11 protein-coding genes are annotated in these 13,320 nt (G+C 75.4%); 7 read left to right on the plus strand and 4 right to left on the minus strand.

The genetic code is table 11. The annotated features are described in order from the left end of the window. Positions 1 to 93 precede the first annotated feature (93 nt). The 3 genes from ACI8AK_RS18890 to ACI8AK_RS18900 all read left to right on the plus strand — a co-directional run bounded on the left by ACI8AK_RS18890 (position 94) and on the right by ACI8AK_RS18900 (position 4,859). The gene (locus ACI8AK_RS18890) at positions 94 to 594 is read left to right on the plus strand and encodes an N-acetyltransferase family protein (protein WP_456957510.1); all 501 of its coding nucleotides are present in this window, start codon (positions 94 to 96) and stop codon (positions 592 to 594) included. Between the two features lie 119 nt (positions 595 to 713). After that, positions 714 to 3,983, plus strand: a complete 3,270-nt coding sequence (locus ACI8AK_RS18895) for a heavy metal translocating P-type ATPase (RefSeq protein WP_456957512.1) — start codon at positions 714 to 716, stop codon at positions 3,981 to 3,983. 15 nt (positions 3,984 to 3,998) lie between these two features. After that, complete coding sequence (locus ACI8AK_RS18900) at positions 3,999 to 4,859, plus strand: GNAT family N-acetyltransferase (protein WP_456957513.1); 861 nt, start codon at positions 3,999 to 4,001, stop codon at positions 4,857 to 4,859. Between the two features lie 582 nt (positions 4,860 to 5,441). Here ACI8AK_RS18900 and ACI8AK_RS18905 read toward each other — a convergent pair. Continuing rightward, entirely contained in the window at positions 5,442 to 6,155 is a 714-nt protein-coding gene (locus tag ACI8AK_RS18905; RefSeq protein ID WP_387989519.1) for a hypothetical protein, read from the minus strand. Further along, the gene (locus ACI8AK_RS18910) at positions 6,152 to 7,066 is read right to left on the minus strand and encodes an ABC transporter ATP-binding protein (RefSeq protein WP_387989521.1); all 915 of its coding nucleotides are present in this window, start codon (positions 7,064 to 7,066) and stop codon (positions 6,152 to 6,154) included. The genes ACI8AK_RS18905 and ACI8AK_RS18910 overlap by 4 nt, the downstream gene beginning before the upstream one ends. Positions 7,067 to 7,343: 277 nt before the next feature. Between ACI8AK_RS18910 and ACI8AK_RS18915 the strand changes: the two genes are divergently transcribed. The 3 genes from ACI8AK_RS18915 (at position 7,344) to ACI8AK_RS18925 (ending at position 11,645) form a co-directional block, all read left to right on the plus strand. Continuing rightward, positions 7,344 to 8,585 (plus strand): sensor histidine kinase, encoded by a 1,242-nt coding sequence (locus ACI8AK_RS18915; RefSeq protein WP_456957515.1) that lies wholly within the window; start codon positions 7,344 to 7,346, stop codon positions 8,583 to 8,585. Beyond that, positions 8,582 to 9,265, plus strand: coding sequence for a response regulator (locus ACI8AK_RS18920; RefSeq protein ID WP_456903040.1), 684 nt, complete (start codon positions 8,582 to 8,584; stop codon positions 9,263 to 9,265). The genes ACI8AK_RS18915 and ACI8AK_RS18920 overlap by 4 nt, the downstream gene beginning before the upstream one ends. 142 nt (positions 9,266 to 9,407) lie before the next feature. Then, entirely contained in the window at positions 9,408 to 11,645 is a 2,238-nt protein-coding gene (locus ACI8AK_RS18925) for an MMPL family transporter (RefSeq protein WP_456957516.1), read from the plus strand. Positions 11,646 to 11,699: 54 nt separating this feature from the next. Here ACI8AK_RS18925 and ACI8AK_RS18930 read toward each other — a convergent pair whose 3' ends face one another. Both ACI8AK_RS18930 and ACI8AK_RS18935 read right to left on the minus strand, forming a co-directional pair. Next, positions 11,700 to 12,500 carry a hypothetical protein gene (locus ACI8AK_RS18930; protein ID WP_456957517.1) on the minus strand — a complete coding sequence of 267 codons (801 nt, stop codon included), beginning with the start codon at positions 12,498 to 12,500 and terminating at the stop codon, positions 11,700 to 11,702. A gap of 10 nt (positions 12,501 to 12,510) precedes the next feature. Beyond that, positions 12,511 to 12,921, minus strand: a complete 411-nt coding sequence (locus ACI8AK_RS18935; protein WP_456957519.1) for a hypothetical protein — start codon at positions 12,919 to 12,921, stop codon at positions 12,511 to 12,513. Positions 12,922 to 12,943: 22 nt separating this feature from the next. Between ACI8AK_RS18935 and ACI8AK_RS18940 the strand changes: the two genes are divergently transcribed. Further along, positions 12,944 to 13,222 carry a hemerythrin domain-containing protein gene (locus ACI8AK_RS18940; protein WP_456957567.1) on the plus strand — a complete coding sequence of 93 codons (279 nt, stop codon included), beginning with the start codon at positions 12,944 to 12,946 and terminating at the stop codon, positions 13,220 to 13,222. Positions 13,223 to 13,320: the final 98 nt, after the last annotated feature.

Genomic DNA, 13,320 nt, shown 5'->3' on the forward strand with positions numbered 1-13,320 from the left:
GCGCCGGCCCGCCGCCGGGCGGGCCGGCGCCCCGGAGCGGTCCGCGCTCACGCCCCCGCCTGCCCCCGACCGCCCGTCCGACCAGGAGCTGCCATGACCGACGCCCCGATGACCGCCCCCACCGCCGCGGTCGTGATCCGCCGGGCCACCCCGGCCGACACCACCGAGGTGGCGGCGATGGTCCGCGAGATCGCCGCACACGAGGACCAGGCCGCGTCCGTGCACGTGCCCGACGACCAGTGGCACGGGCTGCTCGAGCGGCCCGAGGTGGTCGTGCTGCTCGCCGAGCGCGACGGCGCGGCCGTCGGCTACGTCTCGGCGATCCGGCGGCTGCACCTGTGGACGGGCGGTGACGTGCTCGACCTCGACGACCTCTACGTCCGGCCCGGACACCGCGACACCGGCGTCGGCCGGCGGCTGATGGCTGCACTCGCCACCCTGGCCGCACCCGAGCAGCTGCTCATCCGGTGGGGCACGGAGGTCGACAACGTCGACGCCCAGCGGTTCTACCGCCGCCTCGGCGCCACCCTCCGGCCCAAGATCCTCGCCGCCTGGACGCCTGCCGTGTACGGCGCGCTGGTCCCCGGCCGTTGAACCCGCTGGTCCGGGGATCCGCCGGGTCGGAGAACCCGGCGAATCCACCGGTCCGAGCCTGCGCGCCACCGCCGACAGTCGGCCGTAGCCGACGACCCGATCGACCCCAGGAGTCCGGGATGACCACCACCGCGCCTGGCAGTGCCGCGCCGACCGCCGCCGCCGGACCGAGCGCCAGCTGCACCCTCGACATCGGCGGCATGACCTGCGCCTCCTGTGTCGGCCGGGTCGAGAAGGCGCTGAACCGGGTCGACGGCGTGGCGGCCGCGGAGGTGAACCTGGCCACCGAGGTCGCCACCGTCCGCTTCGACCCGGCACGGGTCGGACTCGAGGAGCTGACCGCCGCGGTCGCCCGCGCCGGCTACACCGCCACCCCCCGCCGCGAGACCCCGCCCGCCGACCAGGACACCGGCACCGGTCCCGGGACGGCGGCCGGAGGTGGCGACGACGAGACGCGGCTGACCGCGCTCAGGCGCCGGTGGCAGATCACCCTCGCCACCGGCCTGGGCCTGATGGTGCTGATGTACGTGCCGCTGTACCTGGACACGATGGACTGGCTGATGCCGGCCGTCCTCGTGGTCGCCACCGTCGTGCAGTTCTGGGCCGGCCGGGACGTCTACCGCGCCGCCTGGGCCGCCGCCCGCCACCGCTCGACGAACATGAACACCCTCGTCGCCCTCGGGACCGGCGTCGCCTACGGCTACAGCGCCTTCGTCACCCTGTGGCCGGCCGCCGCCGAGCGCTGGGGCCTGCCGCTGCACGTCTACTTCGAGACGTCCCTGGTGATCCTCGCCCTGGTCCTGGCGGGCCGGTGGATGGAGGCCCGGGCGAAGAAGCAGACCGCCGCGGCGATCACCGCCCTGGTCGGCCTCGCGCCGAGGACGGCCCGCGTGCTGCGCGACGGCGCCGAGGTCGACGTCCCGGTCGAGCAGGTCGCCGTCGGGGACCTCGTGCGGGTCCGGCCCGGCGAGAAGGTCCCCGTCGACGGCGTCGTGACTGAGGGCGCCACCGCGGTCGACGAGAGCATGCTGACCGGCGAGAGCCTGCCGGTGGACAAGACGGTCGGCGACCAGCTGATCGGCGCCACGCTCAACCGGACCGGCACCGTCGTCGTCCGGGCCACCGCGGTCGGTGCCGACACCGCGCTGGCGCAGATCGTCCGCCTGGTGGAGGACGCGCAGGGCGCGAAGGTCCCGCTGCAGCGGCTGGCGGACCGGGTCTCGGCCTGGTTCGTCCCGATCGTGCTCGGCCTGGCCGCGGCCACCTTCCTCGCCTGGGCGCTGTTCGGCCCGGACAGCGGCCGGCTGACGATGGCGATCACCACGACGATCGCGGTGCTGATCATCGCCTGCCCGTGCGCGCTGGGCCTGGCCACGCCGACCGCGGTCATGGTCGGCACCGGCCGGGCCGCGGAGCTCGGCATCCTGATCGGCAACGGGGACGCGCTGGAGACCGCCCGCCGGGTCACCGCCGTCGTGCTGGACAAGACCGGCACGATCACGCGCGGCAGGCCGGCCCTCACCGGCGTCACCACCACCGGCGGGTGGGCCGAGGACGACGTCCTGGCGCTGGTGGCCGCCGCGGAGACCGGCAGCGAGCACCCGGTCGGCGAGGCGGTCCTGGCCGCCGCCGACCGCGGGCTGGTCCTGCCGGCGCTGCGCTCCTTCGACGCCGTGCCCGGCCACGGCATCGACGCCGTCGTCGACGACCGGCACGTCCTGGTGGGCAACGCCGCCCTCATGGCCGCCCGCGGGACCGACGTCTCCGCGCTGCAGGCCACCGCCGCCCGCGAGGCCGCCGCCGGCCGCACGCCCATGTTCGCCGCGGTCGACGGGGCCGCGGCCGCGGTGCTCACGGTCGCCGACACGGTCAGGCCCGAGTCGGCCGAGGCGGTCGCCCAGCTGCAGGCGCTCGGCGTCCAGGTGTGGATGCTCACCGGTGACAACGCCGCCACCGCGGCCGCGATCGCCGGGCAGGTCGGCATCGAGCACGTGCTGGCGGAGGTGCTGCCGGCGGACAAGGCGGCGCAGGTGCGCCGGCTGCAGGAGCAGGGCCACGTCGTGGCGATGGCCGGCGACGGCATCAACGACGCCGCGGCCCTGTCGGCCGCCGACGTGGGCATCGCCATCGGGACCGGCGCCGACGTCGCGATCGCCGCCTCCGACGTCACCCTCGTCGGCGGCGACCTGCGCGGCATCGTCTCGGCGATCGCGCTGTCCCGGCGCACCGTGACCACGATGAAGCAGGGACTCGGCTGGGCGTTCGGCTACAACCTGCTGCTGATCCCGGTCGCCGCCGGCGCCCTGTACTGGTGGAACGGCCTGCTGCTGGACCCGGTGCTGGCCTCCGCCGCGATGGCGATGAGCTCGGTCAGCGTCGTGACCAACGCGCTGCGGCTGCGCCGCTTCCGCCGCCCGGCCACCGTCGCGGAGATCCTGCGCCCGCCGCTGCGTGCCCGGATCGGCCAGTACGCCTACCTGACCGGCATCGCGGTCGTCGCGCTGGCCCTGGGCGCGGGGCTGACCGCGGTGTCCCGGATGGACTTCGCCGAGCGCGGCATGAACGGGACGCTCGCCTGGATGCAGGGCACCGGCATGCCGATGCGGCCGGCGATGAGCGAGATGATGACCGCCGAGGTGCCGCCGACCGAGGCCGCCGACGCCCGGCTCGACGTCCGGCTCGACCTGCCCGCCGCCGTCCGCCCGGGGGAGCCGGCCCGGCTGGTGGCCACCGTCGTCGACACGGGCACCGGGGAACCCGTCGAGGACCTCACCCGCAGCCACGAGGCGTGGATGCACCTCATCGCCACCCGCGAGGACCTGGGCACCTTCGCCCACGTCCACCCGCAGCCCACCGGCCGGCCCGGGCAGCTCGCCGTCGACGTCACGTTCCCCACCGCCGGCCGGTACGTCGTCGACACCGAGTTCCGGCGGCAGGGCGAGATGGCCGACGTGCACTCGCGGCAGGTGCTCACCGTGGCCGGTACCGCGCCGGAGCCGGTGGCCCTGACGTCCGGGCCGCGGACGGTCGTCGTCGACGGCGTGCGGGTCGAGCTGGGAGGGACCGCCGAGGCCGGGGGCGTGAGCGACCTGCACTTCACGTTCACCGACGCGGGGACCGGCCGGCCGGTCGACGACCTGCAGCCCTACCTGGCCGCCGCCGGGCACGTCGTGGTCATGCGCGCCGACGGGCAGACCTTCGCCCACGAGCACGCGGAGGTGGACGACGGGAACGGCCGGCCGGTGTTCGCGCTGCCGGGCCAGACGTTCGGTCCGGAGCTCGACGTGCACGCCGAGTTCCCCACCGCCGGGGTCTACCGGCTGTGGGCGCAGTTCCGCCTCGCCGACGGGGACGTCATCACCGTCCCGTTCACCGTCCGGGCCCGCTGACCGGAGGAGCACCCGATGAGCACGCCCACCACCCCGACGCCCCGCCCGGCTGGGGCGCGGCACCCCTGGTCGCGGGTGATCGGCAGGCGCGACCAGCTGCCGGTCCAGCGGCTCGCCGACGGACCGGCTGCTGACGACGTCGGTGCCGTCGCGTCGGCCGCGGACCGCGCGCACGGCAGGACCGGAGGACCGGACGGGCCCCGCTCGCCGAGAGAGGAACGGATGACCGTGCACGTGCGCCCGGCGACACCCGAGGACGTCCCGGCCGCCGCGGCGGTGCTCGCCGACGCGTTCACCGACTACCCCTGGACCCGGTGGACGGTCGACGCCGACGACCACGGCGGGCGGCTGAGGACGCTGTTCCGCCTCGATCTCTCCGCCGTCGCGGTGCCCTTCGGCCGGGTCGACCTCGGCGAGACGGTGGACGGGCTCGTGAGCGTCGCGGTCTGGATCCGCGGCACCGCGGTACCCGCGGACGTGTGGGCACGGGTCGGTCGGGCGACCACCGAGCTGGCGGGGGACCGGGCAGCGGCCGCGGCCGAGGCCGAGGCGGTGCTCGCCGGACGCCGCCTCGACGAGCCGCACGTGGCCCTCGCCAGCCTCGGCGTCGCGCGGCGTCGGCAGGGGCGGGGCCTCGGTGCCGCGACCCTGGCCCCGGGACTCGCGTGGGCCGACCACGAGGGACTGGCGGTGCACCTGGAGACCAGCGCGGAGCCCAACGTGCGCTTCTACCGCCGCCTCGGCTTCGCGGTGGTCGACGCCGTCGACCTCCCCGACGGGGGTCCGCGCACCTGGCTGATGCGCCGTCCGCCCCGCGCGTCCGCCGCTGCCCAGGGGACCTCATCCGTGGGGTTCCCGGACGGACGGGACCGGTGAACGTCGTGCTCCTGCGGCCCGGTACGTCCTGCGCCTGCGCCGCACCAGCGCCGCCATCCCGGCCGGCGCCCCGGTCCTCGACCTCGTCCTGCTCACCGCGCGGGTCGTGGCTCCCCGCTCCTGCCGGGAGGCCCGCGGGGCGTGGGACGGGCGGGCGACGGGACCAGCTCACGAGCAGGCGGGCGATGTAGTACTCGTCGACCGGTAGTACTCGTCGACCGCCTGCCCACCGCGGTCCAGGGCGCGGCGGCGCAGTCCCTCGACGTGGGACCCGCCCGCCGGGTGGAGCCGGACGGCGCGCCGGGAGGGAGGACGTCGACGGGAGTCAGCCCCCGAGGTCCGAGCCGACGGCGGCCCCGAGGTCGAAGGAACCTCCGGCGGTGTGGCCGGCGAGCCGTTCGGCCAGGGGCCCCGGGGACTCCTCGCGTTCTCCCGGTTCGAGGAGCATGCACGGCGACTGACGGTCCCGGCGGAGCTGCAGTGCCAGCAGTGCCAGCCGTGCCGGCAGCGCCGGGGCGTCCTCCGGGCCGGCGCGCCGGACGGCGGACCCGGGGGAGGTCGCTGCGTCGGCGCGCCCGCCGGTCAGGGGATGTCCCGGGGGAGGACGAACCGGCCGGCGACGACGGTGGCGATCACCGCGTAGGCGGCCAGGGCGATCGCGCCGTGGACCGGGTCCCCGCTGCCGGCCAGGCCCACGGTCGCGTTGACGGCGCCCATCGGCAGGTAGGTGGACGGGACGAGGAGGCCGGCGAGGTTCTCGCCGACCACCGCCCAGACCATGAGCCCGACGATCCCGGCGACGGTCGACCGGGCCGCGTAGCCGACGCTCACGCCCAGGACGGCGGCGAGGGGGGCGGCGAGCGCGGGGGTGGCGACCAGCCCCACCGCGTCGGCGGTCGGTCCGGCCGGCAGGCCGCGGGCGTCGCCGATCGCGGAGGCGAGGACCCAGGACAGCACCCCGGTGAGGGCGCCGGTGACGGCGGCGAAGGCCGCGTAGGTCACCTGCCGGGCGGCGAAGACGTCGAGGCGCCGCGGGCGGACGAGGAAGGTCGACTCCGCCGTCCGGTGCTGGTGGTCGCTGGAGCCGCCCAGGATGCCGAGCACGAGCACGGTGACCGCGGCCAGGACGCCGGGGATCCGGACGGCCTCGGCGAGGTCCTCGGCCACGTCGTGCGGGGCCGTCCCGAAGGCGAGGCCGACCAGCAGGCCGGTCAGCGTCAGGACCACGGCGACCGCGATCAGCGGTGCGGGGACGGTGCGCAGCCGGATCTGCTCGGCGCGCAGGAGAGCGGTCATCGGGGGTCTCCGGTCCGGGTGGTGCCGTGCTCGGACACGAGGGAGAAGAAGAGGTCCTCGAGGGACGCCGTCGACGACCCCAGCGCGTACAGCGGGATCCCGGCTGCGGCCGCTGCCTCGGCCACCGCCTCCTGGGAGAGACCGCGGACCTCGATCCGGTCCTCGGCCGGCGAGGTGGCCATCGCCCCCGCGGTCGCGAGGAGGGGGACGAGCCGGCCGGCCTGCGGTGTCCGGACGGTCACGACCGTCTCCGGAGCCCGCACCAGGTCGGCCAGCGGTCCCTGGGCGACCAGGCGGCCGGAGCGGATGACGACGATGTCGTCGACGGTGGACTCCACTTCGGCGAGCACGTGGCTGGAGACCAGCACGGTGCGTCCCTCCGCGGCGAGGTGGCGCAGGAAGCCGCGCAGCCAGCGGATGCCGTCGGGATCCAGGCCGTTGGCCGGTTCGTCCAGGACGAGGACGCGGGGGTCGCCGAGCAGGGCCGCGGCCAGACCGAGGCGCTGCTGCATGCCGAGGCTGTAGCCGCTCGCCCGCCGGTCGGCGGCGTCGGTCAGTCCGACCAGCTCCAGGACCTCGTCGACCCGCTCGGCGGGGAGGGAGGCCATCGCGGCGAGCACGCGCAGGTGTCCCCGGCCGGTGCGGCGCGGGTGGAAGGCCCCCGTCGAGAGCACCGCACCCACCGCGCGCACCGGCTCGGGCAGGTCACGGACGGCCACACCGTCGACCGTGGCCCGGCCCGACGTCGGCGTGACCAGGCCCATCAGCATGCGCAGCGTGGTGGTCTTCCCCGCGCCGTTGGGGCCGAGGAAGCCGAGGACCCGCCCGGCCTCGGCGGTGAACGTGAGGTCCTCCACCGCCGTCAGCTCGCCGTACCGCTTCGTCAGCCCGCGCACCTCGATGACCGCCATCGCAGCGCTCCTCCCGCTCGTCGCTCGTCCGTCAACGGCCGGGAACGCTAGGAGCGGTGCCGACGACGGGGCATCGCCCAGCGGTCGGGTCCTCGGGGTCACCGACGGGAGCAGCCGGGCGCTCGGACTGCCCCGGCGGTCGTAGCCCTCGCTCCTCCGCCGGCCCGGACACCTGCGCGGGCAGCCGGTGAACCGCGACGGGTCAGACCCGCGGCGTACGCCGATCTCCTCCCGGCGGGGCAGGCAGAGCGCCCGCCGGCGTTCCTACAGTGGCCGGGTGCCCGGAGGACGTCCCGATCGTGTGCGCCGGGCGCTGCCCTGGGCGGTGGACGGGGTCCTCACCGCCGCCCTGGCCGTCCTGCACGCCGGCCGGCTGCTCGGCGCGCCGACGGCCGCGGTGGGGGAGCGGCCGATCGACGCACTCGCCTGGGTCCTGGGGGCGGCGGCCACGCTGCCCGTCCTGGCCCGTCGGTGGGTGCCGTGGACCGTCCTGGTCCTCACGTCCTCGGCGATGGTCGGCTTCGTCGCGCTGGGCTACCCGCCCTCCCTGTCCGGGTACGCGGTGCTGGTCGCCCTCTACGGCGTGGCAGCGCAGTGTCCCCGGCGGCTGTCCGTGCCCGCGGTGCTGTTCGCGGCCCTGCCGATGCTCGTCGTGTACCTGCAGTGGAGCGCGGAGTACACCTGGGGCTCGGCGCTCCAGGACGCGCTGCTGGCCGGCGCGGCCTGGTCGCTGGGCGACGCCGCGCGGACCCGCCGGCTGCAGGCCGACGCGCTGGCGGAGCGGGCCAGGGAGGCGGAGCTGAACCGCGAGGCCCACGGTCGCGAGGCGGTGGCCCAGGAGCGGCTGCGCATCGCCCGGGAGCTGCACGACGTGATGGCGCACAGCATGAGCGTCATCGCCGTCCAGGCCGGGGTCGGCCGGCACGTGATGGACCGGGACCCGGAGACGGCCCGCAAGGCGCTCGGTGTCATCGAGGACAGCAGCCGCCGCACGCTCACCGAGATGCGGCAGCTGCTGGGCGTCCTCCGTGTCGACGACGGACCGGTGGCGGGGTCCGGCGGCACCGTGCCCACCCCGGCCGACCGCGCACCGCAGCCGGGTCTGGACCGGCTCGAGGAGCTCCTCGCCGGTGCGCGGGCGACCGGGCTGGTGGTGACGCTGACGGTGACCGGGACGGCCCGGTCGTTGTCGCCGCAGCTGGACCTCGCCGCTTATCGCATCCTGCAGGAGGGGCTGACCAACGCCGCCAAGCACGCGGGCCCGGCGGAGATCCGGGTCGTCCTCGACTGGCAGGGCACCGACCTGGTCATCGACGTCAGCGACGACGGACGCGGCCCGGTCGGTGGGCGGAGGAGCCGGACCCCCGGCGGTGGCTACGGGCTGATCGGCCTGCGGGAGCGCGCCACGTCCGTCGGCGGCGAGCTGCACGCGGGGCCCGAGCCCCGCGGGGGCTTCCGGATCCGCGCCCGGCTGCCCCTGGAGGCGGAGAGCGCGACCACCTCCGGGAGCGGTTCGTGACCATCCGGGTGCTCGTCGTCGACGACCAGGAACTCGTGCGCGCCGGCTTCAGCGCGCTGCTGCGCAACGACGGCATCGAGGTCGTCGCCGAGGGCGGGAACGGGCAGCAGGCGGTGGAGCTGGCGCAGCGGCACCGGCCCGACGTCGTCCTGATGGACGTGCGGATGCCTGTCATGGACGGCATCGAGGCCACCCGGACCATCCTCGGCAACTGGCCGGCCGCCGACGGCGAGCCGCCCCGGATCATGATGCTGACGACCTTCGACCTGGACGACTACGTGTTCGCGGCGCTGCGCGCCGGCGCCGCCGGGTTCCTGCTCAAGGACACCCGGCCGGCCGAGCTGCTGGACGCGGTCCGGGTCATCGCGCGCGGGGAGGCCCTGCTCTCGCCGGGGATCACCCGCAAGTTGATCGCCGAGTTCGCCCGGCAGCCGGCTCCCGCCGCGCGGCCGACCGGGGGGCAGCTGCGGGAGCTCACCGAGCGCGAGGTCGACGTGCTGCGGCTGGTGGGGACCGGCCGCAGCAACCAGGAGATCGCCGCCGAGCTGTTCGTCAGCGAGGCCACGGTCAAGACCCACCTCGGCCGCGTCATGGCCAAGCTGCACCTGTCCAGCCGCGCACAGGCCGTCGTGGTCGCCTACGAGAGCGGCCTGGTGAGGGCCGGCTCGCAGGGCGGGTAGGACGCGATCCGACCGCCGTCACCCGCTGGTCGTACACCTCCGGAGGCAGGGCGACGCCCTTCGTGATCAACCGCGGGGGCGACGCGCGCCGGGCCGCGGATCGGCAGGGTCTGTCGTCGAACTCGATCACCGGGAGACGACAGTGGACGTATCGCGCAACCTCGCCGGCCGGATGGGGCGGTGGAGCGCCCGGCACCGGAAGACGGCGGTGCTCGGCTGGCTGGCCTTCGTGGTCCTGGCCGTGGTCCTCGGCGGCCTGCTGCCGCGGGGGGAACTGACTCCTGCGGAGGAGCTGCTGGGGGCGCCCGCGCAGGCGCAGCGGATCCTCGACGACAACGGCTGGGAGGAGCCGGCGTCGGAGATGGTCCTGGTGCAGCGGGAGGACGGCGTGTCCGAGGCCGCCGCGACCGCCGCGCTGACCGACCTGGTCGCGGTCCTCCAGCACACGCCGTCGGTGGAGAGCGTGCACAGCCCGCTGGACGGCGCGCCACTCGTGTCCGCCGACGGCCGGTCCGCCCTGGTGACCTTCGACGTCGCGGGCGACCCCGAGGACGCCGACGCGAGGATCGGTCCCATCCAGGGCGCGGTCGCCGCGGTTGCCGCCGAGCACGACGACGTCCGGGTGGAGCAGTTCGGGGGCACCAGCGCGGGGGTGGCGCTCGACGAGACCATCGCCGGCGACTTCCAGCGCGCGGAGCTGCTGTCGATCCCGATCACGCTGGCCGTGCTGCTGCTGACCTTCGGCGCCCTGGTGGCCGCGGTCCTCCCGCTGGTCTTCGCGCTCACGGCGTTCGTCGGGGCGCTCGGGCTGCTCAGCCTGACCAGCCAGATCTGGCACGTCGACCAGAGCGCACAGATCGTCATGCTGCTCATCGGGCTGGCCGTCGGCGTGGACTACTCGCTCTTCTACCTCAAGCGCGAACGCGAGGAACGCGCGCGGGGTCTCGGGTCGGTCGACGCCCTCGACGTCGCCGCGGCCACCTCCGGACGGTCGGTGCTGGTCTCCGGCATCACGGTGGTGGTGGCGATGGCCGGCATGTTCCTCACCGGCTTCTCGGTCTTCACCGGCATGGCCTCGGCCACGATCCTGGTCGTCGCCACGTCCGTGGTCGGCTCGCTGACCGTGCTCCCGGCGCTGATGAGCTGGCTGGGCGACCGGGTGGAGAAGGGGCGCCTGCCGTTCCTCCGCCGCCGCGAGGCCGGCCCCGGCCGGTTCTGGCCGCTGGTGCTCGGGGCGGTGCTGCGCCGGCCGCTGGTCGCCGTGGTGACCGCCGGGGCGGCGCTGGTCGCCCTCGCCGTGCCGGCGTTGTCGATGGACCTGCGCAGCGAGGGCATCGAGGACCTGCCGCGGGACCTCGCGGTCATGCAGACCTACGACCGGATCACCGCGGCCTTCCCCGGCGGCCCCGCGCCGGCCGAGGTCGTCATCGAGGCGGCCGACGTCACCGCTCCCGAGGTGCAGGGGGCGATCGCCGACCTCCGGGAACGGGCGCTGGCCACCGGGCGGATGAACGAGCCGGTCGGGGTGGAGACCAACGAGGCCGGCACGGTGGCGGTCGTCAGCGTGCCGCTGGTCGGCGACGGCGAGGAACAGGCCTCCCGCGACGCCCTCGCCACCCTGACCGAGGACGTCGTCCCGGCGACGGTCGGCGCGCTCGACGACGTCACCGTGGTCGTCTCCGGCAACACCGCGTACTCGGTGGCCTTCGACCAGCTCATGGCCGAGCGCACCCCGTGGGTCTTCGGGTTCGTGCTGCTGCTGGCCTTCGTGCTGCTGCTGGTGTCGTTCCGGTCGGTCGTCGTGGCCCTGACGGCGATCGTGCTCAACCTGCTCAGCGTGGCCGCCGCCTACGGCGCGCTGGTGCTGGTGTTCGAGGAGGGCTGGGGCGCCGGCCTCATCGGGCTCGACCGGACCGGGGGGATCGTGAACTGGATCCCGCTGTTCCTCTTCGTCATCCTCTTCGGGCTGTCGATGGACTACCACGTGTTCATCCTCAGCCGGGTCCGGGAGGGCTACGACCGCGGCGCGGACACCCGGGAGGCGATCACCCAGGGCATCACGAGGTCCGCGGGAGTGGTCACCAGCGCCGCGGTGATCATGGTGTTCGTCTTCCTCACCTTCGTGACGCTGTCGCTGACCAGCATGAAGCAGATCGGGCTCGGGCTGGCCATCGCGGTGCTGCTGGACGCCACCGTCGTCCGCGCGGTCCTGCTGCCGGCGGTCATGCGGCTGCTCGGGGACGCGAACTGGTACCTGCCCCGGTGGCTGCGCTGGCTGCCGACCCTGCGGCACGACGTCGACCCGCTCCCGGTGCCGGCTTCCGTACCCGCTCCTCGGGACCCCGAGGAGGAGCAGGCCCTGGCCCTCAGCAGGGACTGACCCGTCGCGCCGGGGCGCCGTCCGTGGCCGGACGGCGCCCCGGTGTGCGTCGGGTCAGGAGCGGGGGAGCGCCTGCGGCACCGGTGCGGTCCACGCGTGCAGGGGCGAGGGGATCGGCATGGAGTGCTGCGTGAGGTCGATGCCGTAGAGGAAGACGCTCATGTCCCGCTCGGCCTGCAGCAGCGGGTGGTCGGAGGTGCGGATGGTCTCCAGGAGCCGGGCCACCTCGCCGCGCACGTAGATGAGGTAGAGCTCGCCGATCCGGGTGCGTTGCACGAGGTGCACCTCCCGCCGGGAGCCGGTGAGCTCGTGGCGGACGTCGTCGAACCGGTCGATCGTCAGGCGGCGCTCGGCGATGCCGGCGGAGACCCCGGGCAGCAGCACGGTGGCGAAGGCCATGACCTCCGGGAACCCGTCCGCGGTGCCGGCGGCGGAGAACCGGCGCACCTCCACGGGGAGGGCGTCCCCGGGATCCCACGGATCCGTGCCGAGGGCGGCGGTGATGCGGGCGTGCACCCGTGCCGTCACCTCGTCGGTGGGCTGCGCCAGCCGGCGCGCCACGGTCCACGGGTCGCAGGCGCGGAGGTGGACCAGCAGGACGTCCGCCTCGTCGAGGTGCTGCAGCCAGAACGTCTGGGCCTCGGCGCCGGCCGCGAGCCGCTCGGCCGTCAGCACGTCCTGGTGCTCGCGCAGCAGCACGGCGAGCAGGTCGACGCGGTCCGGGTCGGGGCCCCGGCCGGGCAGGGGGACCGCGTACAGGACGTCGGTGGCGGAGGCCGGAGTGGCGGTGGGGAGGGGATCGGGGTCCGTCCGCGGGGCGGGCACCCAGCGCCGCCAGCGCGCGAAACCTGCCACGCCCACCAGACTACGGGCGGCCGGAGCGGTTGCGGATCCGCGCACCGTCGGCCGGAGCGTCACCGTCCGGGACCCGCGCGTGGTGGGCGGCACCGACGGCGCGCATCCGCGCCCCGACCGGTTCTCCCGCCGCTCCGGTCCCCAGATCGTGCGGGTCCTCCAGGCGCTGGGCGGAGACGGGCCGGCCGGTGCCCTCGTCGCGGGCGGCGCTGCCGGAGGTGTGGACGCCCGGTCCGACGGGAGCTGTTCCGGACCTCTCGTCCGGGACGAGGGCGGCGGCGTCGATCTCGCGGACGAACCCGGTCCCCTGGCAGGTGGTGCAGGCGCCGGCGCTGTCGAGGGCGAGGTCCTCGGCTGCCGGGAGATCGAGCACGACGCTGCACTCGGGGCAGGTCAGTCGTGCCCCGGTGGCGACTCCCACGTCGGGCTCCTGACGGTGCCCGCTGGGGCACCACACCTTCGAAGACCGGTCCGTGTCCCCGCACCTGCTGGACGCCGACCCACGGCTGACCCCGGTCATCGACCGGCTCGAGCAGGAACACCACGCCATCCACGACGTCCTCGAGGGCGTCGACCGCGCGCTGGTCGCCTTCGTCGCCACCGCCGACAGCACAGCCGGACTGCGCGCCGCCGTCGACCTGCTCAGCGACACCCTGCTCTATCACCTCGCCTACGGGGGGAACGCGACATCGTCTACCACGGCCCACCTGAGGAACGGGTGATCCCGTTCCCCTCCGAGAGGACCGGGCGACGAGCCCGGACGCGGCACGACAGACCCACCGGTCCGCTCCTGCACGGACGGCTCGGCGGGCTCGTCGCC

This window comes from Geodermatophilus sp. SYSU D00867, assembly GCF_054050315.1.